The following is a 25,412-nucleotide window of genomic DNA, read 5'->3' as shown; positions in this document are numbered from 1 at the left end:
ATTTATAGGGATTCCGAAAATTATTCCGCGTATTCTAAAACTTCTGGCTCAAACCATCTTCCATCTTCTTTGATAAGTTCAATTAACTCATCAACTGCATTATCTGCGTGTACTGATTTCTTCATTACGGTTTGACCTCGATAAAGAGCAATTTTATCTTTACCAATACCCACATAGCCATAATCTGCATCAGCCATTTCACCTGGTCCATTTACTATACAGCCCATAATACCGATTTTAACACCTTTTAAATGGTCAGTACGTTTTCTAATCATGGCCGTAGTTTCTTGTAAATCAAATAAAGTTCTACCACAAGAAGGGCATGAAATATATTCGGTTTTACTCATGCGAGTACGTGCTGCCTGCAAAATTCCAAAAGAAGTACTATTTACGGTCTTCAATCTTTCTAATTTTTCGTTTTTTGTTGAAAAATTAGGAAGTCCTATCATAATACCATCACCAAATCCTTCTATTAGAACTCCACCAAAATCGGTTGCAGCGTATAACTGGAAATCGCTTTCTGAAATTGCCCCATAACTTTTACTTAAAATTACAGGATTTTTGATAGAATATTTTAAAAGTTGGAAATAAAAACTTCTCAATTCCACCATTGCAGTTTCAGTATTTGCTTTAGCAACAATAATTGCATTTTGGTATGATTTAATATATTCTACAAAAACTGGAGTTAGGTCATCTAAACTTACTCCAACAAAATTCATTGTAGAATGTAATTGTTTAGAAGGATTAAAAAATTCTTCTACCGAATAGAATGGAAGTTTATTGATTTTATCAGTTTGAGTAAGCCATGTTTCATAATCTAAAATTTCTTTTAGACCATTTGGCAACATGAATGGAATCAAATTTTTACCTGAATAGATATAATCTGCACCTAAATCATTCATTCTCCACTTATCAGGAAGTGGCAAATAAAAATGTCCAATTGCTTTTAAATCATCGTGTGCCTCTACTACAATATCTGAGTAATCAGCCACTACTCTCGGCACATTTAAACCACCAAAGTTTCCTACTTCAAACGTTTCTCTTCTGCTATAACTGTATGGATTTATCGGTGAAACTTCTAAATTAGCCGAATCATTTTTTCCAAAATCACTTTTTGCTCTAAAATCAGCACTTTTAGTAATTAATGAACGTGCCACAGGGGCTTCAAATTCGGGGTCTTCTGTTAAACTTACACGCACCGTATCTCCTAATCCATCTTCTAACAAAGTACCAATTCCCATGGAAGACTTTATTCGCCCATCTTCACCTTCACCTGCTTCTGTTACGCCTAAATGCAATGGATATGGTTTAAGTTTTTCTTCTTCAAGTCTTTGAACCAACAAACGATAGGCCTGCACCATCACTTGTGGATTTGAAGATTTCATTGAAATTACAATGTTATAATAATTTTCATCTTCACAAATTCTTAGGAATTCCAAAGCAGATTCAACCATTCCGAGCGGAGTATCACCGTATCTACTTAAAATGCGGTCAGATAATGAACCATGATTAGTACCAATCCTCATGGCTGTTCCGTATTCTTTACAAATTCTTACCAACGGTAAGAAACGCTCACGTATTCTCTCTAACTCATTGGCATAACTTTCGTTAGTATAATCAATTACTTCAAAACGTTTCTTATCGGCATAATTCCCGGGGTTTATTCGAACTTTTTCTACTATTCGAGCAGCGAGTTCGGCTGCATTTGGCGTGAAATGAATATCAGCAACCAAGGGTGTTTGGTAGCCCCTTTTTCGCAATTCATTTTTTATATTCTCTAAATTTTGAGCTTCTTTTACACTTGGTGCAGTAATACGGACCAATTCACAACCGCTCTCAATCATTCTAATTGATTGCTCAACTGAGCCTATTGTGTCCATCGTATCTACTGTAGTCATTGACTGTACTCTTATGGGGTAATCTGAACCCAAATACAAATCACCAATTCTCACTTGGTTTGTTTGACGACGTGAATACGCTGTCAATGACTTACAATATTTTTTTTGTATTTCTAATAACATATATCTATTTATTCAACTTTCAACAATAAAACTTATCTATAATTCGGATTGCAAATTTAGCTATGAATATAACTATAATAACGCTCGAAAGGTTGAAATTTTGTTGTATAATCTTTTTATAGTCTTCTTTTGGGGATTTTTTGGTAATTTTGCAATTATTTTAATTAAAGAATGATTATAGTGAAAAATAAATTACCCGTTATGGAAGCATTTTACACGCTTCAAGGTGAGGGATTTCATGCGGGAAGAGCGGCATATTTTATTCGCTTGGGAGGATGTGATGTAGGTTGTGTTTGGTGCGATGTGAAAGAATCATGGGATGCTGACATTCATCCAAAATTCACAATTGATGAAATTGTAGATGAAGCAAGTAAATTTAAAGGAAGATTAGCTGTTATTACAGGTGGAGAGCCACTAATGTATAATTTGGACGAACTAACATTAGCTTTAAAAGATGCTGGTTTTCAAACAAATATCGAAACTTCTGGTGCCCATCCAATGTCTGGCCATTGGGATTGGGTTTGTTTTTCGCCTAAGAAATTTAAAGAAGCTCATCCAAGTATCTTTGCCGTTGCCAACGAACTTAAGGTGATTGTCTATAACAAATCTGACTTTAAGTTTGCTGAAAAATATGCAAAACTCGTAAATAAAGAGTGTCAACTTTTACTACAACCAGAATGGAGTAAAAAAGACACCATGCAGCCCCTGATTGTAGAGTATATCAAAGAAAATCCACAGTGGAGAATTAGTTTGCAAACACATAAATACTTAGATATTCCTTAGTATTGCAAAGAGGTTAAAGATTATCAATTAACCTCTTTTCTTCTCTCGTTATCAATCATAACCTTCTACTTTTTCACCGTGTGTTCCTTTAATAATTGGCGGTAGTAAAAATGGCATTTTTGAAAACATGGAAACTGCAAGGTTTGAATTAAATTCACTTCCAAAGAATTTTTGGAGCTGGCGTCCACGCCAAAGCCGATTTCTAAAGTTTTTATTCCACTCTTTCTCGTAGGTTTTCTCCATTCCTTCACGAGTAATTTCTTTTTTCAAAAACTTATCAATTAAACTGGTGGCTATTACCCCTGCATGCATTGCAATAGACATCCCATTTCCTGCTAAAGGCGTAATTAATCCAGCCGTATCCCCTACCATCATTATATTATTATGAACAGCCGATTTAGGAACAAAGTTAATTTCATTTATCACCAAAGGTCTCGTGAAAAGGATTTCTGCATTTGTAAAAATATCTAGCAAATAGGGATTTTGATACATAAATTCCTGTTCCATTTCATTGATACCCCCACTGTGCTTTACATTATTTCTATCCGACAAATAACATAAACAATATTTATCATCTTCAATGGCCGAAATGCCGCAGTAACCACCTTTAAAATTATGGAGAGCAATTAAATCTTTGGGGAAATCGTATTTAATATGATATTTTACGCCAACATAAGCTTTTCCCTGATTAGGAATTTGACGAAATATTGTTTTATCTAATTTTCCTCGTTTTCCGTACGCACCAATAACAACATTGGCTTCGTAAGTTTCACCTTGATTGGTCTCAACAAAGAATACGTCATTGATTTTTTGAATATCTTCCACCAATGTATTTTCAGCAAATTCTACTCCTAGAGATTTGGCAATTTTGAAAAGTTCAAAATCAAGCGTATAACGGCTCAGTCCAAAACCGCCCATTTCCAATTTAGTTTCGATAGACTTTCCATTTACAGCAGAAAGTAGAAAACGGTTAATTGAAGCAGCACCTAAATTAACCAAATTGAGGCCTAATGACTCTAGGAAAGGTCTAATTTCATTCGATACATATTCTCCACAAACTTTGTTATAAGGATAACTATATTTTTCAATGACTAATACTTTGTATCCTTTATTTACTAATTGTATCGATGAAACTAAGCCACCAAGCCCTCCTCCAACAATAACAACGTCATGGTACATTTTTACTTTTTGTATCTAAGGGTAAGTGCATTTTTGCCTATAATTTTGCCTAATTCTTCACCTTGTTCAATAGCATCTCTAAAATGAATTCCTCCATAAACCCTTGAAATGCTACATTCTTTCGCAGCCGCCCAAAAGGATTGAAATTTCTTCGGTGGTCCAACAAAGTATTTTGAATAATCAATAAAACTTACATTATCACCTAACTTTGAGGTAAGTACGGTGGCCATTGTTGATGTTTGAGCTGAATGACCCGAAGGAAATTCAGGAAATGGCGGAGTAAGTAAAGCAGGCTCCCACTGATTGTCGATATAACGTTTGATGTACGTTATTGGACGAATCAAATTATATTGGTATTTTATTTTCCAAGTTACAATAAAAGCGTCATTAATCGCTAATGTCAAATTACTTAGCAATTCGGCCGCTTCGATTAATTCTACTGGTTTTTGTTTTAGTACTTGTACCAAAATCGAAACAGAATGCCCCGGTGCCGTATAGGTAAAAGTAGCAGCATCATCCCAAAAATTAGCAATCTGCAATTTTTCACTATTCGGAACAACCTGTTTAGAAATATCATACACTTCCTTTGCCATCATATAAAAAGGCGAATTCGGATAAATTGAAAATTCTACCGTTGGCTTTATATCAATTTCTAATTGGTTTTCCATCAAAAATGTCCTATTACCCCCCCATTTTGGGTGCAGAGGACCAGTATTCTCCAAATCGGCTACTCTATTGATTTCAAAACAAGATTGGCATACAGGCAATTTATAACCCATACTATACGTACGCACGAATGATTGATGCCCTCCATCATTTCGTGAATACTCATAAATCCAATAAGCAATCTTTGCCCCATAAATCTTTGATTTTCTCATTGCTTCTGGCGATATGATTCTTGAGAAATGATTGTTCACTGAATCGTTTAAAGCATATACCTTTTCCATCCAAATGTATGGAGCGGAAATAAAGAATTTATCTACTAATTTAAAAACCGCCGAATTGAGTGCCACAGATGCATTGAATTGACGGCTATCAATATTCAAACTATCAGGACGTGCGAAATCTTGCAATTGACCTGACAAAGATAAATTACCCAGATTAGCTGGTAATATCGACTCATAAGCGGCTAAGTTAATGTAAGCCATGTTTCTTGCTGCTACATTTGGACTATACCCTTGTGTTTGCTCGATAAGTTCAAAAATAAGCTCATGCCACTTTACCAATAAATCTGAGTTTTTATAATCGTATATTCTTGCTGGCTCAACCTTCGTTAATATAGGTTTTTCATCTTGTATATTTTCAGATTCCTCAACTAAGTCCTCTTCCTCTTTTTCGATGACTTTTTCTGCTTTTTTTGATTTTTCTACGGAATTTTTACTCTTGACACTTGATTTAGGTTTAATTGTGGACTTGGTGGTAGTTTTTTTTGTGGAAGTTTTTTTAGTTTGTGCCTGTACTCCAAAAGTACATATAAGTATAAATAATAATGTTAGCCTTCTACGCATTTGAAATTCTTGAATTTAGTTTAGCCAAAGTTTTAACCTTAAAAATCATCATTTTTAAGCAATTATCCTCGACAATTTTAATTTATTTCATCACTTATAAAAAATCCGTGTAATTTAGGGCCTAAATTATAATTTTCGCAATACAATGCCCACTAAAAAACTTTTTTTGTTAGATGCCATGGCTCTCATTTACAGAGCTCACTTTGCTTTCATGAAAGCCCCTCGCCTAACATCCACAGGACTGAACACAAGCTGTGTTTTTGGGGTAGCTAATGCCATCTTAGAAGTTATTCAAAAAGAAAAACCAACGCATATCGGTGTTGCCTTTGATTTGCCCGGTGGAACCTTTAGAAATGATTGGTTTCCAGAATACAAAGCTAATCGTCAAGAACAACCAGAAGATATAACGATTGCTATTCCTTATGTCAAAAAGTTAGTTGAAGCAATGGATATTCCTTTGCTTATGCTTGCAGGCTACGAAGCTGATGACGTAATTGGAACACTTGCCAAACAAGCAGCCAAACACGATTTTGAGGTCTTTATGATGACCCCCGATAAAGATTACGGGCAATTAGTAGAAGACCATATTTATATATACAAACCCGCGATTGGCGGAAAAGATGCCGAGAAATTAGGTGTAAAAGAAGTTTGTGAAAAGTGGGGAATCGAACACCCAGAGCAAGTTGTAGATATTCTTGGTTTGATGGGGGATGCAGTTGATAACATTCCGGGAGTACCAGGAGTTGGAGAAAAAACTGCAGCGAAGCTAATTGCTACTTATGGCTCAATCGAAAATATGTATGAAAATGCTGATAAACTTACTGGGAAAGTTGGTGAAGCCATCAAAAACAATAAAGAACAAGCACTTTTATCGAAAAAGTTAGCCCAAATTGAACTTAATGTTCCAGTTGAATTCAATGAAGATTTCCTAAAAATAACTCACCCCAAACCTGAATTAATGGGTCCTCTTTTGGATGAATTAGAGTTTCGTACCTTGCGTAAACGCTTATTACCAAACGAGCCAGTTCCTGCATCTTCCTCGGGTGATTCAAGTCAAAAGTCTAATCCAAGCACTGCCCCTGTCAATGCATTAAAAGCAAAATCAGGTACGCAAATTTCGATGTTCGAAGCAATGGGTGCACCAGCGGCACCTCAAATCGCTGCTCAAACTCCTTTTGAGGAAGAGGAAGAACTTCAATATAGAGCTAATTCCGTAAAGGATACCATTTTAAGCAAAGTTCATGAGTATCACCTTATGGATACACCTATTTTGAGAAAAAGTTTAATTCAATATTTAAGTAATCAAGAAGAATTTTGCTTCGATTCTGAAACTACTTCTGTTGATGCCGTAGATGCAGAAGTTGTTGGATTATCGTTTGCTTATTATGCTGGTGAAGCATTTTATGTTCCGATTCCAAGTGAAAAAGAAGAAGCTCAAGCAGTGATGAATGAGTTTAAGGAAGTATTTGAAAATGAGTCAATTATTAAAATTGGACAAAATATCAAATACGATTTGATGGTTTTGAAAAATTATGGAATCGAACTGAAAGGTACGTTATTTGATACCATGTTGGCTCATTATATCATCGAACCCGAACAACGCCACGGCATGGATTATTTGGCTAATATCTACTTAAACTATGAGCCTGTTTCTATCGAAACCCTTATTGGTAAAGGAAAATCTCAAGGTAGTATGCGTGATGTAGCTTTAGAAAAAATTAAAGATTATGCCGCAGAAGATGCAGATATTACCTTTCAATTAAAGCACATTCTGGCTCCTAAATTGGCCGATTCTCAACAGCAAAAGCTTCTTCAGCAAGTAGAAATGCCATTGGTTAAGGTATTAGCCGATATGGAAATGGAAGGTGTAAGAGTTGATGAGTCAGCACTTCAAGAAATGTCTAGTGTTCTTGAAAGTGATGTTCGTCAAATTCAATCCGATATTTTCAATATTGCTGGACAGGAATTTAATGTAGCTTCTCCAAAACAATTAGGGGAAATTCTTTTTGAAAAACTCAAATTAGATAAAAACGCTAAAAAAACTAAAACGGGTCAATATGCTACTGGCGAGGATATCCTTTCGAAATTAGAAAACGAACACGAAATTGTTCGTAAAATCCTAGATTTCAGAGAGTTAGTAAAATTAAAAAACACTTACGTTGACGCCCTCCCAGCCTTGATTTCAAAAAAGACTGGTAGAATACATACCTCTTATAATCAAGCAGTTGCGGCTACGGGGCGTTTGAGTTCAACGAATCCAAATTTGCAAAACATTCCGATTCGAACACCAAGAGGCCGTGAAATCAGAAAGGCTTTTGTGCCACGCAATGATGAGTATGTTATTCTTTCTGCCGATTATTCTCAAATTGAATTACGTATCATGGCAGCTTTCAGTGGCGATGAAAGTATGCTCGAGGCATTCAACCAAGGGATTGATATTCACTCAACAACAGCGTCAAAAGTATTCAGAGTGGGCCTTTCTGATGTAACATCTGATATGCGTAGAAAGGCCAAAATGGTCAATTTTGGCATTATTTATGGAATTTCGGCTTTTGGCTTATCGCAAAGGCTCAATATTCCCCGTGGTGAAGCTAAAGAAATTATTGATGCTTACTGGGTTGAATTTCCAAAAATCAAACAATTTATGGATGATACCATCAATAAAGCTCGTGAAGTGAAATATGCCGAAACTATTTTAGGTCGTCGTAGATATTTACGAGATATCAATTCACAGAACATGACCGACCGAGGTTTTGCCGAACGTAATGCCATCAATGCTCCAATTCAAGGTTCGGCCGCCGATATGATTAAAGTTGCTATGATAAATATTCATGATTTTATGAAAAAAGAGCAACTACAATCACGTATGATTTTACAAGTACATGATGAACTTGTATTTGATGCCCATCGTTCGGAAGTCGATTTCCTTAAAACGAAAGTTGATGAATTAATGTGCACGGCCATTCCGCTTACTGTAAAGATGGAAACAGGCATGGGAATTGGTCAAAATTGGCTTGAAGCTCACTAATAAGCATTCCATTGCTCAAAATACTGGAAATTTGTCTTGCATCAATGGACAATTTTCCAGTATTTTGTATTTAATAAAATGGTAAAACTATGACAGTAGCTAAAAATAGACCCAGCAATTATACACTTGTGATTCAAGCACTTGAGGGAATTGATGCAAGAAAAATGCAGGAATTAATGGTTTTTACCCATCATGACAAAAATTTCTTTGCTGAAATTCTACATATTTCTCCAAAAACTATTGATAGATATATTAAGGAAGATAAGAAATTTAATCCTTCTGAGAGTGAAAAAATACTAAAACTCGAACAAGTTTATGAATGGGGCAAAGAGGTATTTGGCGATATTGATACATTTAATGAATGGATTGAAGTGCCAGCTTATGGCTTAGCTGATAGAATTCCGAAAACACTAATGCAAACACACGGAGGTTTGGCTTTGGTAGAAGAAGAATTAATTAGAATTGCTTATGGTGCTTTGGCTTAAATAAATAATGAATATCTATCGAATTACTACACCCAATTATACCAAACTAACTGCTTCTGGTAGAGCTGCCAGATGGAATAGAAATGGCGAATTTGTTATTTATGCCGCATCAAGTATTGCCTTGGCTTGTCTAGAAAACATTGTCCATCGGAGTAAGAAAGGTTTACTCGGTGATTTTAGGTTAATTACTATCGAAATTCCTAAAAAAGTAAGCATAAAAAAATTAACTCAAGAAGAGTTGCCCGAAGGTTGGTCAGATAAAAGTAATTTTGAAATATGCCAAGAAATAAGTTCTAATTGGTTAGAAAATCTAGAAAGTTGTGTTTTATGTGTGCCCTCTGTGATTATTCCGCTTGAAAATAATTTCTTGATAAATCCTCAGCATCCCGACTTCAAATTAGTTAAAATACAATCTGTAACAGAATTTACATTCGACAACCGAATAAAAAATACATGAATGTTGGTATCATAATTTTGGCCGCTGGAGCTTCTTCCAGAATGGGAGCTCCCAAACAATTACTACTAATTGATGGAAAAACGCTCATTAGGCGAGTATGTGAAACAGCTATGGATACTACTTGTTTTCCGATTGTGACAGTACTGGGTGCCAATAGAAATATCATTAAACCTGAGCTAGAACGAATGCCAATTACAGTAATTGATAATCCTCAATGGGAAAAAGGCATGTCGAGCTCCATAAAAATGGGTCTAGTAGGGGCATATATGACTATCAAAGAAATAGAAGCTGCAATATTTCTGACTGTTGATATGCCTTATGTAAATGTAGAATTAATCAATAATATGATTAAGAAGGCAAAGTCAGATACCAACATCGAAATTGTTGCTTGTAAATATGAAAACCAAATTGGTATTCCTGTACTTTTCAAAAGAAGTCTATTCAATGATTTACTTGAATTAACAGGAGATGAAGGTGCTAAAAAAGTGGTTATGCGAAACAAAGAAAAAACCGCACTTATCGACTTCCCAGAAGGGAAATTAGATTTGGATACCATTGATGAATATCGCAAATTTGTATCAAATTATCATTCAAATTAATGAAGCGTTTAGGATTTTACTTAGTCTTACCAATTATATATCTTATTTCATATCTACCATTCGGTATATTATATCTATTTTCTGATTTTTTATACTTAATCGTTTATTATCTAATTGGTTACCGAAAAAAGGTAGTTAAAATTAACTTAAAAAGAAGTTTTCCAGAAAAATCTGAAGCTGAAAGGCTAAAAATTGAAAAGGAATTTTATCATTATATCATAGATTTTTTCCTTGAAACACTTAAATGTGTCACCATAAGTCAAGAAACGCTAAAACAACGTTGGAGTATCCAAAACGATGCGATTTTAGATGAATTGTTGGCCGAAAAACGTAATATAATCGTTACAGCAGGCCACTTTGGAAATCATGAAATGGGAAACTTAGCACTTTCATTTCTCATAAAATATCAAGTAAAAGCGGTTTATCGCCCGCTTAACAACAAATATTTTGATAAATTTTTCTACGATTTTAGAACAAAATTTGGGAGTATTCTTATATCGATGGCCAATGCATCTAAAGAAATTGGCAAAAAAGAAGATTTTAATTACGCCTTTTTCTTGGTAAATGACCAGTCTCCGCCTCCCGAACGCTCTTATTGGACTACATTTTTGAACCAAGAAACAGGTTTTTTCACTGGAATTGAACGATTTGCTCGACAATATGACATGCCAGTAGTGTATATGTGTATAGATAGATATGCCCGAGGGAAATACAGAGTTAACGTTGAGCTTATAACTAAAGAACCCAATACTTTACCAGAAGGTGAACTATTGGAAATTCATGCAAGAAAATTAGAACGTGATATTAAAGCAAATCCATCTATTTGGTTTTGGTCTCATAAACGTTGGAAATATACCAAAGTCAATGGTGAAATAGTACCCGTCAGCTACAAATAAATTAGATGAAAGAATTATGAAAAAAACGAAGTTTTTGATATTGAGATTTTCATCAATTGGAGACATTGTACTTACTACACCCGTACCACGCTGCATAAAAAAACAATATCCAGAGGCTGAGGTTCATTTCGCTACTAAACAAAATTTCAAAGTATTAGTTGAAAATAACCATTACATCGACCAATATCATTTATTAGGCAATTCGCTTAATGAACTTATTAGGCAGTTAAAGTCTGAAAACTTCGACTATATCATTGATTTACATAATAATTTACGAACTTCAATCATAAAACTGAGGCTTTTTTCTGTAAAGTCTATTAGCTTTGATAAATTAAACTTTGAAAAATGGCTTTTGGTTAATTTAAAAATCAATCGAATGCCCAATGTGCATATTGTTGAACGTTATTTAAAAACCGTTGAAAGTTTGGGAATAACCAACGATTTGGAGGGTTTAGATTATTTTATTCCTGAAAAAGATATTGTAAATATTGAAAAACCTTATGTGGCCTTTGCCATCGGAGGACAACATGCTACCAAAAAACTTCCTACAAAAAAAATAATTGATATTTGTAGCAAAATCAATTGTAAAATCGTGCTTTTGGGTGGGAAAGAAGATATTCCAGTAGCACTGGAAATTGAAAATGCTCTTGGCAAACAAATCTTCAATGCCTGCGGAAAATACAATTTGAATCAATCTGCTTCTTTAGTTCAGCAATCAGAATATTTGATTACGCACGATACGGGTCTTATGCATATTGCTGCGGCCTTAAAGAAAAAAACGATTTCAATTTGGGGAAATACAGTTCCTGAATTTGGCATGTATCCGTATCTGACAGAGCATAAAATCATTGAAAATAAAAATCTTTCGTGCCGCCCTTGCTCAAAGATAGGTTATAAACAATGTCCAAAAGGCCACTTCAAATGCATGAATGAGTTGGAAATAGAAATTTAATTTCATCTCATTTTTCCAGCAAATCATCTCGAAATAAACAATAAATACAATTTTTCAGTATGTTTTTAACTATTTTTGTAAAAACATCTTAACCTTCATCATTCATGAAAAAAATCTATTTTTTAGCACTAAGTGCAATAGTATCTTTCAATGGTTTCTCCCAAAAACTGATTAATCGAGATCCTCAGATTGAAGCATTAGTCAGTCAAATTTCAAGTGATAGTTTAAAAAAATTCGACGAGAAATTGGTCTCTTTTGGTACAAGAAGTACACTATCAACCACAACCGACCCTAAACGTGGGATTGGGGCTTCACGTCTTTGGGTTTTAAGTAAATTTCAAGAATTTGCTAAAACATCAGAAGGACGCATGACCGCTGTATTAGATACATTTACACTTCAACCTGATGGAAAAAGAGTAGATAAAGCCATTTTAATGGCAAATGTAATGGCAACACTCAAAGGAACCGACCCTAACGATGACAGAGTCTTTATGGTGAGTGGCCACATTGATAGCCGAGTAACCGATGTCATGAATCGGGAATCAGATGCACCGGGTGCCAATGATGATGGCAGTGGCACAGTAGCCGTAATAGAATTAGCACGCGTGATGGCCAAGTCTAAATTTCCTGCCACTATAATTTTTGTGGTAGTAAGTGGCGAAGAACAAGGTCTTTTAGGAGCAAATTATTTAGCCGAAAAAGCCATAAAACAAAACTGGAACTTAGAGGCTTTGTTGAATAATGATATTATGGGTTCGAATAATTCAAATGAAACTAATATCATTGATAATACACGTTTAAGAGTTTTCAGTGAAGGGCTTCCTGCATTTGAAATGGATAAAAAAGTAGGGGCAATTCGTCAATATGGTGTGGAAAATGATGGGAAAGCACGTCAATTGGCTAGATATGTGAAAGAAGTTGGTGAACGTTATGTTGATAATCTTGAAGTTGTTATGATTTACAGAAATGACCGTTTCTTACGTGGGGGCGACCATACGCCATTTGTTAATCGTGGCTTTGCAGCTGTTCGTCTTTCTGAAATGAACGAAAACTTCTTACACCAACATCAAGATTTAAGGGTTGAAAAAGGAGTTGAATATGGAGATTTAATAAAGTTCATGGACTTTGAATATCTCCGCAAGAATACTTGTGTGAATTTAGCCACTTTGGCAAATTTGGCTAAATCTCCAGCAATGCCACAGGATGTAGTATTAGATGTGAGAGGTCTAGGCAACTCTACAAATCTCAATTGGAAAGCACCAAAATCTGGAAAAGTTAAAGGCTATTATGTATTAATGCGTGAAACAGCAATGCCTTACTGGCAGAAAAAATTCTTTACGCCTAATTTAAAAATAACACTTCCATATTCGAAAGATAATTATTTCTTTGCCGTACAATCAGTAAGCGAAGATGGAAATGAAAGCCTTCCAGTCCTTCCAAGAGTTGGTTTAAGAAATGCAGGAGAGTAATTTCTTGAAAAATATTTGATAAAATGATAAAAAATCGACTCATTAGGGTCGATTTTCTTATTTATAAACTAACCTTAATAATATGGTACTGTTATCAAAAATATTAATAGCTTTGATTGCAATTGAGCATTTGTATATTTTATGGCTTGAAATGTTTGCTTGGACAACCAAAGCACCTCAAGTTTTTAGAGGTTTAAAAAAAGAATTATTCGAACCAACCAAAGCTTTGGCAGCTAATCAGGGCCTTTATAATGGCTTTTTAGCTGCGGGTTTGATTTGGTCACTCCTCATTGATAATCATCTTTGGTCTTTCTATGTTGCAATATTTTTTCTTTCATGCGTAGCTATTGCAGGAATTTATGGTGGACTAACTGCTGGAAAAAGAATTTTCTATGTACAAGCATTACCCGCCATTATCACCTTAGTCATTGCACATTTAAGATGAATTTATGAAGCTTTCTGAATTAAATTATTGAACCGTCAAATGAGTTAATCATTGTCATTAAATTTTAATTATTTTTTCGAATAACGCATTACTGAATAAATAAAAAAGAAAATGCTCACCAAGTGGCGAGCATTTTAACTTATGGAGTACAACAAAACCACAATAAAAGTACGGGTACTAACCGCAATTGTGATTTTGTTACAAAAGTATGAATATTTTAGGCTTCTACCAATGATTCATCGTGTTGAGAAACATCTAATCCAACTTTTTCATCTTCTTCAGATACACGAAGTGGAAGAATTACATCTGTGATTTTCAACATAACAAATGACATTGCAAAGGCAAATACAGAAACAATTACTAGAGCAATTAAGTGGTTGATAAATAATTTTGACTCACCGAAGAACAAACCTTGGTCAACAACAGCAGCATTGATTCCTTTGTTTGCAAATACCGCTGTTAACAACATACCAACCATACCACCAACACCATGGCAAGGGAATACATCTAAAGTATCATCCAATGCGGTTTTAGTTTTAAGGTGTGCTAAGTAGTTAGAAACCAAAGATGAAATTGTACCAATAAAGATTGCGTGAGGGATTGTTACAAAACCAGCACCAGGAGTGATTGCAACTAAACCTACTACAACACCGATACAAAAACCAAGAGCAGAAACTTTTTTGCCATTAGCCACATCTAAAAGAACCCAAGCTAAACCAGCAGCAGCAGCAGCAGTATTTGTTGTTGCAAAAGCTGAAGCAGCCAAAGTACCTGCACTAAGAGCAGAACCTGCGTTAAAACCAAACCATCCGAACCATAATAAACCAGTACCTAACAATACATAAGGAATATTTGCAGGAGGTAAGAAACTACCTTCAACGTGTGTACGACGACGCTTTAAGTAGATAGCACCTGCTAATGCAGCCCAACCAGCTGACATGTGTACAACAGTACCACCAGCGAAATCAAGAACACCCATTTTGAAAAGGAAACCTTCAGGGTGCCAAGTCCAGTGTGCTAAAGGAGCATATACGAAGATACTGAACAAAATAATAAACAATACGTATGATTTGAAGTTGATACGTTCAGCCAAAGAACCAGTTACAAGAGCAGGCGTAATTACTGCAAATTTTAATTGGAAAAAAGCAAAAACTACCAATGGAATAGTTGGTGCAAGTGACCAAGGTTTTCCTTCTAACACACCTTTAAACATAAAGTGTGTCATTGGATTTCCAACGAAACCTCCGACAGTTTCGCCAAATGCTAAGCTATATCCTACTGTTACCCAAAGAACAGAGATAACACCCATAGCAATAAAGCTTTGTAACATCGTAGAGATAACATTTTTAGTATTTACCATACCACCGTAGAAATAAGCCAAGCCTGGTGTCATGATTAATACCAACGCTGTACTAACTAACATCCAAGCAGTATCGCCTGAGTTAATTCCTTCTGTAACGATTGTTGAAGGTACTGCAGGAAGCAACAGGGCAACCACAGCAAGCACTAACAAGATAATCAGCGGGAATGGGTTTTTACGCATAATGATTTGAGGTTTAAATGTTGTACAAAAAATTAAGTATTGGTTTAGGTTAATAAAATCTTGTTAGAATTTGAAGATCAACGCACCTCCAAATGTAGATTGAGAATCTTTAGTGAATTTGCCGTCTTTGTCTTCAAATTGAGCCATACCAGCTTTAGATTTTGCATAGCTATCTAAGCGAAACTCAGGTTTGAATAATAAATTATCAGAAATAATTACATTACCAGTTAAAGTGAATGAGTTTACAGAAGTTCCATTTCCTTCACGATTTTTCAATGCTCTTATACCAGATTTATTGTCGAAATATTCATAACGAATACCTAACCCAAATTTATCAGATAAAGATGCTTGAGCATAAACTGCAGCACCACCCCAGTTAAGTTTATCTTGAGATCCATAAGCAGCGTTTAAGCCTAATAAGAATTTCTCAGTGATTTGATAAGAAGTTGTTAAATCAAACAATGAATAATATGATTTTGTATCAACACCTTCATCGCTTCCAATCCAGTTTACATATAAGTTCCAACCACTAGCAGGAGAAATATAAAACTGAGCCATTGTTCCTAGTTTGCTGTTGTTATCATCTTTAGAGTCGATACCATTTACTAAACCAAAAGTTAACGATGATTTAGCCGAAGTAGCAACAGTTGCTTTCAAACCAGTGTGGTAAAATGGTCCGTTGTTGAATAAGTTTGACAATGAATAGTTGTAGTTAACGGGAGCATCAATTACTTCATAACCGATGTGTGTACCCCATTGACCAGCCGTAATAGAAAGTTTGTCAGTTGCTTTCCAAGTCAAATAAGCTTGCTTGATAGCCAATGCTGTTCCAGTTGCTTCTTTTCCACCAACCAAAACACGACCAAGTGCATTTCCGTAGTTACCGAGGTCTCCGTGGTTACCAAATGTTAAGTCAATAACTCCATCAACCTTATCAGTTGAGTAAGTCATTTTTGTTTGTGCTAAACCAACTTGGAATTGGCCAACTTTTTGGTCAAATGCTCTCTCATATCCAGAGGCACCTAAATTTGACTTAGACTTCGGAGCATTGAAATTACCAAAGAAATAAGTATCAACATATCCTGAGAATGTAAATGGACTTTTCTTTTCTTCTGGTTTTGTTGTAGCATCTTGAGCAAATACGTTTACTGCTGTAAACAATGAAAGTACGGTAAAAAGTGATTTTCTCATAATTTTCTTTGGTTTAATTAATCATTGGTTAGATTTAATTTTCATGCAAATCTTTATCAAAAATTAATTAAATCCAAATTATATGTATAAAAAAATCCAAGTTTTTTGAAATTTTTTATAAAAACACAAAATATATGTTTTAAAATCTAACTAAATATAGAAATAATTATATTTTATAAATTTTAGAATAATATTCCGATAAATTACATATATAGCAAATTATATTCTGAAGTACAATTAATTCTTTCATTTGTACAATTTCGAGATAGTGCAAAAAAAAGTCCCAAATTAGAATACCTAATTTGGGACTTTACATTAGTAATATATACTTACTTGAAGATACTCAATTAAGCCTCAGCATGTAACCAAGCTTTTTTAGCAAGTAGAGTATCGTCATCTTCTTCGTGGTCTGGGTCAGGAACACAACAATCTACTGGACAAACTGCAGCACATTGTGGTTCTTCATGGAAACCATGACATTCCGTACATTTATCTGGTACGATATAATAGAATTCATCTGAAACAGGTGACATTGGGTCTTTTCCACCAATGACAGTACCATCTTCTAATTCTACCTCTGTGAGTTTTGTTCCACCAGACCAAGTCCATTCAACACCACCTTCATAAATGGCAGTGTTTGGGCATTCTGGCTCGCATGCACCACAATTGATGCATTCGTCAGTAATCATGATTGCCATACTCTCTCTATATAATTAATAGTTTATGAAACTTTAAACAAATATAAGGCCTCAAAGTTTCAGTTTACTTGTATTTTTGTAAGATTTTACAAATGAATAATAATTTTCTAAAAATAATGCAATATAAAAAACATATTATTACATTTTCAAAACTTGGTGATTACTTACTAGAAAATTTATCAGATGATAGTCTGAAATCATTATATGCAGCTGCAAGAAATGAGAATGGTTGGTTTACCGAAGATAATGTAAAATTAGCTCTTGAAAACATTGCTAAAGTATATCTGAACAAAGACAGCCTTGAAGTATTTGCCTCAAAATATCAATTAAAAGACAATCTAAATCCTAAAAAAATTGGTATTGTTATGGCTGGAAATATACCAGCGGTTGGATTTCATGACTTAATTTGTACAATTTTAACTGGAAATATCGCACTTCTAAAACTAAGTTCGAGTGATAGCGTTTCGATGATGTTTCTTATAAACAAGCTCTTTGAATTTGACCCAGAACTGAGTGATTTTATAAAAATATCCCATCGTTTGAATGATGCGGAAGTACTCATTGCCACCGGAAGCGATAATACAGCAAAACATTTTGAATATTATTTTGTAGAAAAACCAAGAATAATACGAAGAAATAGAACTTCAGTAGCCATTTTAAATGGAAATGAATCAAGAACTGAATTGGGTAACTTGGGCAATGATATTTTTCAATATTTTGGTTTAGGTTGTAGAAACGTCTCGAAAATATTTGTACCTGCTGATTATACTTTCGATAAATTCTATGAATCTATTGAATATTGGAGTACAATCAGGCTTCATCACAAATACAATAATAATTATGACTATAATAAATCAATATATTTAGTCAATAAAGTACCTCATTTTGATAATGGATTTTTGCTATTGAAAGAAGAAGATACGTTGGTTTCTCCAATTTCAGTTTGTTATTATCAAACGTATGAAAGTCAGGAACATTTACAAGTTTTATTAAATGAACAAGAAGAAAAAATTCAGTGTATTGTTTCTTCAGAAGCAGAATTTTCGAATAGTTTTAAATTTGGAGAAGCTCAAATACCTAAATTAGATGATTTTGCCGATGGCGTTGATACAATGAGTTTTTTGATGAACTTATAACCTTCAAAGGAAGTCTTCGATTAAAGCGAAGACTTCCTTAATACTTCAACTTACTATTTTTCAAGCACTTCATAGCTTTTTCTAATCCACTAATTGTCAATGGAAACATTCGATTTTCCGACCATTCTCTAACTTGCAGAATCGTATGCGTATATTGCCAATAGCCATCATTCACAGGATTTAGCCATACTAGGTTTGGAAATTTCTCTCTAAATCTCTCTAACCATACAATACCAGCTTCTGGATTATAATGTTCAACACTACCACGTGGCTCTGAAAGTTCCCATGGCGACATTGAGGCATCGCCTACAAAAATGACCTTATAATCTTTGTTATATTTATTTAAAACTTCCCAAGTTGATATTTTATTATCATGTCTTCTCCCATTGTCTTTCCATAAATTTTCATAAACACAATTGTGAAAATAGAAAAATTCTAGATTTTTAAACTGATATTTAGCTGAAGAAAACAATAGAGAACATTCTTCAATAAAATCATCCATCGAACCGCCAACATCGAGCAATAATAAGATTTTTACTCGATTTTGCTTAGAAGCCTGCATTTTTATATCTAAATACCCAGCATTATTGCAAGTGCGGTCGATTGTTTCTTCCAAATTCAATTCATCTTCTACACCTTCACGAGTTAGAATTCTAAGTCTTCGCAAGGCCATTTGCATATTACGCGTATTCAGCTCAAGATTATCATCATAATTTTTGAAATCTCTTTTATCCCAAACTTTAACTGCGTTTCGTCCACCTCCTTTCCCTCCTATTCGAACACCACTTGGATTATATCCATTATTTCCGAATGGCGAGACACCACCAGTGCCAACCCACTTGCTGCCACCTTCATGCCTTTCTGTTTGTTCTTCAAGTGTTTTCTTTAATCTGGCTAACAATTCTTGTAAACCACCAGCAGCCTTAACTGCATCCTTTTCCTCATCGCTCAATTCATGTATGAGCTTATTAATCAACCAACTATCGTTGATTGAAATTAATTCTTCAATTTTTATCTCATCAATTCCATCAAAAAAATGACTGAATAGCTTATCGAATAAATCTAAATTTTGTTCATGTTTTACATAAATAGCTCTACTCAAAAAATAAAAATCTTCTACACTAAAGGCCAATACTTCTTTATCGAGAGCTTCCAATAAAGTTAGATGTTCACGAAGATTGACCTTTAGGTTATTATTTCTAAGATGAAAAAAGAAATCCGTTAACATATCATTATGATAATTTAATAGTCTATTTTATTCCTTTTTCACGTAATGCTTTAAATAAATCATAATCTGCTTCATTTTTCAATAAAGCTCCCAAATATGGCGGAACTTCATTCAATTTATTCAAATCCTCTAAATCTTCAGCACCTACCTTACCAACTAACAAAAGCCTTAACCAATCAATCAACTCACTTGTAGAGGGTTTCTTTTTAAGGTTTTTAACTTCTCTAATACCAAAGAAGGTTTTTAAGGCATTTGCAAGCAAATTTTCTTCTAAATTTGGATAATGTACATCTACAATTTGCTGCATGGTTTCTTTGTCAGGAAAACGAATAAAGTGAAAAAAACATCTTCTAAGAAATGCATCTGGCAATTCCTTTTCATTATTAGATGTGATAATAATGATTGGTCGATATTTTGCTTTAATTGTCTTTTTCAATTCATAACAGTAAAACTCCATTCTATCGAGTTCTTGCAATAAATCATTGGGAAACTCAATATCTGCTTTATCAATTTCATCAATTAATAATACCGACTGCTCCTCTGTTTCGAAAGCTTCCCAAATTTTTCCTTTTTTGATATAATTTTCAACGTGGTGAACACGGTCATCACCCAACTGCGAGTCCCTAAGCCTTGATACAGCATCATATTCGTAAAGTCCTTGTTGAGCAGAAGTTGTTGATTTTACATGCCAAGTAAATAATTGTTTATCTAATGCCTTGGCCACTTCAAAAGCTAAAAGTGTTTTTCCCGTACCTGGTTCACCCTTGATTAAAAGAGGCCGTTGAAGTGCCACCGCGGCATTGACAGCAGTTTGAAGCTCCCGAGTAGCTACGTAGTTATTTGTTCCTTGAAAAGCAGCATTCATAATAATAGATTAAGTTTCGAGCGAATAAAAAGAATAAATAAACATAATAAAAAACGACGAGTTTTTGCTCGTCGTAATCAATTATTCTTCTTCACTTCTAAAACTATACAAAGTTGGGTCAAGTTTTAAAGTTCCGGCATTAAATTCCTCGATAAACTTCGTAATCACTTCGTGCGTAATCTCCTCTACATTCAGTGAAATATCTAAACCAATGCCATATTCAAAATCATTTTCAATTTCCACGAATTCTTTTACTTGAATTACCTCCTCCTCTTCCAATTCTTCAATGATTTCTTCTAAAATTAACTCCATATCCTCATCTACTTTTTGATTGGGCTTACGGCGGTCAAATTCGATATAGTTAGGATAAGACTTTTTCATTCTTGTTTCTGCTTCTTCAAAAACCAAACTACTATGATTTAATCTTAATGTTCCCATCACGGCATCGTAAATTACCTCTTTCCCTTCATGCATTCCAACGAATTGAAAATGAGCAAATTCGCCAGAATCTCCCATTCCATCTTCATCTTCCACTAATACATAATTTTGTCCTTCTTCTTGACATTCTGCTTTTAATGCCTCTATTTCTTCTGGGTCAAAACCTTCGTTCATATTCTTAAAATTGAAAATAAATAAATTGTGAATTATTATAAACTCCGTAACATAATATTAAAAACAACACCACATAATATGCACTCCAACGTTGCCACTTGGGTTTTGCGTCAAACCATTTACTTACACTCGTTCCCCTTTGGTTCCATTGCACAAATTCTAGTATCAGCATCGCAATTACAATAATCGTCAAATCGCTAATTCCTATCATTTCAATTATCTGATTCAAAGAATGAGAATTACTTTTCAAAATATTTTTAGCAACATATATAGAATCGGCATTAGAATGAGCCGCAAAGAAAATCCAAGCAAATGCAACTAAAATAAATGTAATTGAAGCATTTATCAACTCTCTAATGAATTTTGATGGAATAGCTGAAAAGACTTTTTCTTGGAATGGCTTTGTAATTTGGCCAAAAATAAGATAAATACCATGTAAAGCCCCCCAAATAACAAAATGCCAACTCGCACCATGCCAAAGGCCAGACATCATGAATACAAAGAAATTATTAAAGTATCTTCGATATTTTCCAACCCGATTTCCTCCCAAAGGAATATACAGATAGTCTCTAAACCAAGTTGAAAGTGAAATATGCCAACGACGCCAAAATTCGGATATATTTTTGGAAAAATAAGGGCGGTCAAAGTTTTTCATCAGGTCAAAACCCATCACCCTTGCCGAACCAATTGCAATATCAGAATAGCCCGAAAAATCACAATAGATTTGAAAAGTAAAAAATAAAGTAGCAACAATTAAAGGTAAACCTTGATACTCAGTTGGATTCCCATAAATTTTATTTACAAAAATTGAAAGCCTATCAGCTATCACTACTTTTTTAAACATTCCCCATAACATCAATCTAAGGCCAGTTTTAGCCATTTCATAATTAAACTCATGCTTTTCATGAAACTGATGTATAACATTCTGTGGGCGTTCGATTGGACCAGCAACTAATTGGGGATAAAACATTACGTATAATGCGTAAATCCCAAAATGACGTTCAGCTTTTTGATTTCCTCGATATACCTCAATGGTATAACTCATGGCTTGGAAAGTATGAAATGAAAGTCCAATCGGCAATATTATATCCCAATGAGGAATAAGGTTTTGTGGCGAAACTTTAAATAGAATGGCATTGAAATTTTCAATGAAAAAATTATAGTACTTGAAAACTGCTAAAACACCAATATTGGCAACTAAACTCATAACCAATGCCCATCGCCTATTTTTTCCGCTTGCTTGTTCAATCCAAATACCAGCATAATAATCAATAATGATAGTAAAGAATAAGATTAAGATATAAATAGGAATAAAAAAGCTATAAAATATGCAACTGGCCATTAATAAATGAAACCAGCGGTATTTATGCGGAATCGCAAAATAAATAAGGGTTACTAATGGAAAGAAAATTAAAAATTCAAAAGAATTAAAAAGCATAAACTATGAGTGCTTGTTGGTTTACCCTAGTGAAAAAGAGTTTTGGTACTCTACGTAAATAATTTTCAAAGTTCAATCTTTATTTTGATTTATAAAAATTATTCAATCAAAAAGGCATCGAAGAGCCTTCGATGCCTTTATTTATACCCCAAAAAACGATAAAATCTTTTCTATGGTATAGAAAATTAGCAGTCTTTAATGCTAGATTTTATGTATTTGAGCAAATGTAGTATATTATCAGAATAGTTTTCTTTCTAAGTCAAAATTTTCTAGATAATCAGAAACACGCTTCACAAACTGTCCGCCAAGCGAGCCATCCACAACTCTATGGTCGTATGAATGAGAAATAATCATTTTCTGACGAATACCGATAGTATCCCCATGAGGTGTCTCAATTACAGAAACTTTCTTTTGAATTACACCAAAAGCCAATATTGAAACCTGTGGTTGCATAATAATCGGCGTTCCTGCAATATTTCCGAAAGAACCAATATTCGATACAGTCAGGGTTCCGTCAGCTAAATCATCAGCTTTTAATTTATTATTTCTAGCTCGGAAAGTAAGGTCATTAATTTTCTTTGTTAAACCAATCAAACTGTAAGAATCCGCATCGTGAATGACAGGAACAATTAAATTACCATTTGGTAATGCCACTGCCATTCCAATATTGATTCTAGCTTTTTTGATGATTTTATCACCATCAATCTGAATATTTATCATTGGAAAATCTTTGATGGCCTTCACAACAGCTTCAATGAGTAATGGCGTAAAAGTGATATTTTCTCCGGTATCATGCTTGAATTTACCTTTAATCTTTTCACGCCAAAGTGAAGAATTAGTCATATCAGTCTCAACAAATGACGTAACATGTGCTGAAATACGTTTCGATTCGACCATGCGTTCGGCAATCATTTTACGCATTCTGTCCATCTCAATAATTTGGTCACTTCCAGAAACTGTAATTGATTGTTCAGGCACGCTTTGATTGCCATAAGCTGGCTGGGCACTTTTATCAGCCGCTTGCTTTACATAGGCTAAAATATCATCTTTCGTCACTCGTCCTTCCAAGCCTGTACCTACCACTTTATTCAATTCTTCCATTGAAATGCCTTCTTCTTTAGCAATATTCAATACCAATGGAGAATAAAATCTATTATTTGTACCGTTAGAAGCTTTTTCAATATTGGGTTGAGAAGTAAGTAAACTCACTGGAACACCACCCGGCATTTCAACTATTTTTTCAGGCTCGGTTAACTGACTATTTGTTTCAGTAACAATTGGTTTCTTATCAGTAGAATTTTCACCTTCAACTTCTATGATACAAATCGGCTTTCCAATTACTGCAATTTCGCCTTTCTGTACTAAAAATTCTTTGATAATTCCCGAATGTGAAGCACCGATTTCGGTGTCGATTTTATCAGTTGCTACTTCCAAAATCATATCATCCGCTTCGACTTTATCTCCAACATTTTTTAGCCAGTTCAAAACCGTACACTCAAAAATACTCTCACCCATTTTGGGCATTATCATTTCAATTAAAGCCATAGTTTATAGTTTTGTTGAAGTTTATTTCACAAACTTTAATAAATAATAGTTTTTAAGACTCATAATCTCCGTTCATCATTTTGCGGAGTAAGTTTATTGCAACCACACTTGCATATTGAATATTTACATCACGCTGTGTAGCCATCTGTACTTTCCTTGCAATTGTTCGACCCTCCATTGCACAAGCAATCCATAAAGTACCCACTGGCTTTTCAGGCGTACCACCATCAGGACCAGCGATACCACTGGTAGCAATGGCAAAATCTGTTTTCATCAATTTCCTGACTCCCTCAGCCATCTGAATAACGGTTTCTTCACTTACAGCACCATGCTCTTCAATCGTTTCTGGTTTTACTCCTAAAACTTTAATTTTTACAGAATTATCATAACTAACAACACTTCCCATAAAATAAGCCGAACTTCCTGGAACTTTGGTAAACATGTGCGAAGCATAACCACCAGAACAACTTTCTGCTGCCGAAACAGTTAAACCACGTTTTTTCAATTCTTTTCCTACTGCTACTTCTAAATCATCAGTATCAAAACCAAAAACAAAAGGTTGAATTAATGGTAAAACTTTTTCGATTTCATCATCAACATCTTTTTTTAATTGATTTTCATCACTTCCAACAGCCGTAAGCCTCAATTTAACTTGTCCAAAACTTGGTAAGTAAGCCAATTTAATATGCTCAGGAAGGTTATCTTCCCAATTTTCAATCTTTTCTGCTAAAAATGATTCACCAACACCAATTGTACGAATAAGTTTATGATAAATTATTGGTGTTTCAAAAAAAGTTTTCAAACGAGGAATTACCTCGTTGGTCATCAAGTACTTCATTTCGTGTGGTACTCCTGGCATTGAAACAAAAATTTTACCATTATGTTCAAACCACATTCCGGGAGCAGTACCTGTTTTATTGGCTAAATAAGTACAACGACTTGGAACAGCTGCTTGAAGACGATTGATTTCAGTAAGCGGACGTCCCCTCTTCGCAAAAAAATCAGTAATAAAGCCTAATGCATCTTCATTGATTATCAATTCATCATTGAAATATTTACAAAGTGTTTTTTTTGTAATATCATCTTTGGTAGGTCCGAGTCCACCAGTTAATAAAATTATATCAGCTCTACTTTCCGCCTCAGCTAAAATCTGTAAAATTTTATCTTCTTGGTCTCCTACTGAAGATTTTCGAACAGTTTTTATGCCAATTTTATCCAATTCTGTACTCATCCACTGCGTATTTGTATCGGTAATTTGTCCGTACAAAATTTCATCCCCAATCGTTACTACTTCAGCCAAAATAAGTTTCATACAATTATAAGATTAAATAAAA

At 34.4% G+C, this 25,412-nt stretch carries 22 protein-coding genes; 10 read left to right on the top strand and 12 right to left on the bottom strand.

The features are described from left to right. Positions 1-20: 20 nt before the first annotated feature. Positions 21-2,021 (bottom strand): (E)-4-hydroxy-3-methylbut-2-enyl-diphosphate synthase, encoded by a 2,001-nt coding sequence (ispG, locus tag EMTOL_RS18830; protein ID WP_015030917.1) that lies wholly within the window; start codon positions 2,019-2,021, stop codon positions 21-23. Positions 2,022-2,222: 201 nt separating this feature from the next. On the opposite strand from ispG, the gene EMTOL_RS18825 reads away from it, so the two are divergent. Then, on the top strand, positions 2,223-2,804 hold the full coding sequence (locus EMTOL_RS18825) for a 7-carboxy-7-deazaguanine synthase QueE (RefSeq protein WP_305953274.1): 582 nt from the start codon (positions 2,223-2,225) through the stop codon (positions 2,802-2,804). Positions 2,805-2,855: 51 nt separating this feature from the next. On the opposite strand, the gene EMTOL_RS18820 is transcribed toward EMTOL_RS18825, so the two are convergent. Then, a complete protein-coding gene (locus EMTOL_RS18820) occupies positions 2,856-3,983 on the bottom strand; it encodes an NAD(P)/FAD-dependent oxidoreductase (protein ID WP_015030915.1) in 1,128 nt (375 codons plus the stop codon). Between the two features lie 2 nt (positions 3,984-3,985). Then, complete coding sequence (locus tag EMTOL_RS18815; RefSeq protein ID WP_015030914.1) at positions 3,986-5,491, bottom strand: vanadium-dependent haloperoxidase; 1,506 nt, start codon at positions 5,489-5,491, stop codon at positions 3,986-3,988. A gap of 145 nt (positions 5,492-5,636) precedes the next feature. On the opposite strand from EMTOL_RS18815, the gene polA reads away from it, so the two are divergent. From polA to EMTOL_RS18775, 8 genes are all read left to right on the top strand, one after another. Beyond that, on the top strand, positions 5,637-8,519 hold the full coding sequence (gene polA / locus EMTOL_RS18810; RefSeq protein WP_015030913.1) for a DNA polymerase I: 2,883 nt from the start codon (positions 5,637-5,639) through the stop codon (positions 8,517-8,519). Positions 8,520-8,608: 89 nt separating this feature from the next. Beyond that, positions 8,609-9,004, top strand: a complete 396-nt coding sequence (locus EMTOL_RS18805; protein ID WP_015030912.1) for an Xre family toxin-antitoxin system antitoxin — start codon at positions 8,609-8,611, stop codon at positions 9,002-9,004. Positions 9,005-9,011: 7 nt separating this feature from the next. Then, on the top strand, positions 9,012-9,461 hold the full coding sequence (locus EMTOL_RS18800; protein ID WP_015030911.1) for an RES family NAD+ phosphorylase: 450 nt from the start codon (positions 9,012-9,014) through the stop codon (positions 9,459-9,461). Continuing rightward, a complete protein-coding gene (locus EMTOL_RS18795; RefSeq protein ID WP_015030910.1) occupies positions 9,458-10,060 on the top strand; it encodes a nucleotidyltransferase family protein in 603 nt (200 codons plus the stop codon). The genes EMTOL_RS18800 and EMTOL_RS18795 overlap by 4 nt, the downstream gene beginning before the upstream one ends. Further along, positions 10,060-10,956: a lysophospholipid acyltransferase family protein gene (locus EMTOL_RS18790; protein ID WP_015030909.1), complete on the top strand. Its 897-nt coding sequence runs from the start codon at positions 10,060-10,062 to the stop codon at positions 10,954-10,956. The genes EMTOL_RS18795 and EMTOL_RS18790 overlap by 1 nt, the downstream gene beginning before the upstream one ends. Positions 10,957-10,972: 16 nt before the next feature. Next, a complete protein-coding gene (locus EMTOL_RS18785; RefSeq protein WP_015030908.1) occupies positions 10,973-11,908 on the top strand; it encodes a glycosyltransferase family 9 protein in 936 nt (311 codons plus the stop codon). A gap of 104 nt (positions 11,909-12,012) precedes the next feature. After that, positions 12,013-13,377: a M20/M25/M40 family metallo-hydrolase gene (locus tag EMTOL_RS18780; RefSeq protein WP_015030907.1), complete on the top strand. Its 1,365-nt coding sequence runs from the start codon at positions 12,013-12,015 to the stop codon at positions 13,375-13,377. Positions 13,378-13,459: 82 nt separating this feature from the next. Further along, entirely contained in the window at positions 13,460-13,822 is a 363-nt protein-coding gene (locus EMTOL_RS18775) for a DUF1304 domain-containing protein (RefSeq protein WP_015030906.1), read from the top strand. A 217-nt stretch (positions 13,823-14,039) separates the two neighbouring features. On the opposite strand, the gene EMTOL_RS18770 is transcribed toward EMTOL_RS18775, so the two are convergent. The 3 genes from EMTOL_RS18770 to EMTOL_RS18760 form a co-directional block, all read right to left on the bottom strand. Then, a complete protein-coding gene (locus EMTOL_RS18770; RefSeq protein ID WP_015030905.1) occupies positions 14,040-15,365 on the bottom strand; it encodes an ammonium transporter in 1,326 nt (441 codons plus the stop codon). 63 nt (positions 15,366-15,428) lie between these two features. Next, positions 15,429-16,556 carry a porin gene (locus EMTOL_RS18765; protein ID WP_015030904.1) on the bottom strand — a complete coding sequence of 376 codons (1,128 nt, stop codon included), beginning with the start codon at positions 16,554-16,556 and terminating at the stop codon, positions 15,429-15,431. Positions 16,557-16,903: 347 nt separating this feature from the next. After that, entirely contained in the window at positions 16,904-17,254 is a 351-nt protein-coding gene (locus tag EMTOL_RS18760) for a 4Fe-4S dicluster domain-containing protein (protein WP_015030903.1), read from the bottom strand. Between the two features lie 116 nt (positions 17,255-17,370). Between EMTOL_RS18760 and EMTOL_RS18755 the strand changes: the two genes are divergently transcribed. Continuing rightward, positions 17,371-18,390, top strand: coding sequence for an acyl-CoA reductase (locus EMTOL_RS18755; protein WP_015030902.1), 1,020 nt, complete (start codon positions 17,371-17,373; stop codon positions 18,388-18,390). 37 nt (positions 18,391-18,427) lie between these two features. Here the strand turns inward: EMTOL_RS18755 and EMTOL_RS18750 are convergent, their stop codons facing one another. From EMTOL_RS18750 to EMTOL_RS18725, 6 genes are all read right to left on the bottom strand, one after another. Further along, the gene (locus EMTOL_RS18750; RefSeq protein WP_015030901.1) at positions 18,428-19,618 is read right to left on the bottom strand and encodes a vWA domain-containing protein; all 1,191 of its coding nucleotides are present in this window, start codon (positions 19,616-19,618) and stop codon (positions 18,428-18,430) included. Positions 19,619-19,640: 22 nt separating this feature from the next. Then, positions 19,641-20,483 carry an AAA family ATPase gene (locus EMTOL_RS18745; protein ID WP_015030900.1) on the bottom strand — a complete coding sequence of 281 codons (843 nt, stop codon included), beginning with the start codon at positions 20,481-20,483 and terminating at the stop codon, positions 19,641-19,643. 81 nt (positions 20,484-20,564) lie between these two features. Further along, positions 20,565-21,095 carry a hypothetical protein gene (locus EMTOL_RS18740; RefSeq protein ID WP_015030899.1) on the bottom strand — a complete coding sequence of 177 codons (531 nt, stop codon included), beginning with the start codon at positions 21,093-21,095 and terminating at the stop codon, positions 20,565-20,567. 4 nt (positions 21,096-21,099) lie between these two features. Next, the gene (locus EMTOL_RS18735) at positions 21,100-22,533 is read right to left on the bottom strand and encodes an MBOAT family O-acyltransferase (RefSeq protein WP_015030898.1); all 1,434 of its coding nucleotides are present in this window, start codon (positions 22,531-22,533) and stop codon (positions 21,100-21,102) included. A gap of 237 nt (positions 22,534-22,770) precedes the next feature. Then, positions 22,771-24,078, bottom strand: coding sequence for a dihydrolipoamide acetyltransferase family protein (locus EMTOL_RS18730; protein WP_015030897.1), 1,308 nt, complete (start codon positions 24,076-24,078; stop codon positions 22,771-22,773). 52 nt (positions 24,079-24,130) lie between these two features. Further along, positions 24,131-25,390, bottom strand: a complete 1,260-nt coding sequence (locus tag EMTOL_RS18725) for a competence/damage-inducible protein A (RefSeq protein WP_015030896.1) — start codon at positions 25,388-25,390, stop codon at positions 24,131-24,133. Positions 25,391-25,412 lie beyond the last annotated feature (22 nt).

It is taken from the genome of Emticicia oligotrophica DSM 17448, assembly GCF_000263195.1.
Lineage (GTDB): Bacteria > Bacteroidota > Bacteroidia > Cytophagales > Spirosomataceae > Emticicia > Emticicia oligotrophica.
The sequence above is the reverse complement of the archived record's forward strand: the minus strand, read 5'-3'. Positions and strand labels throughout refer to the sequence as shown.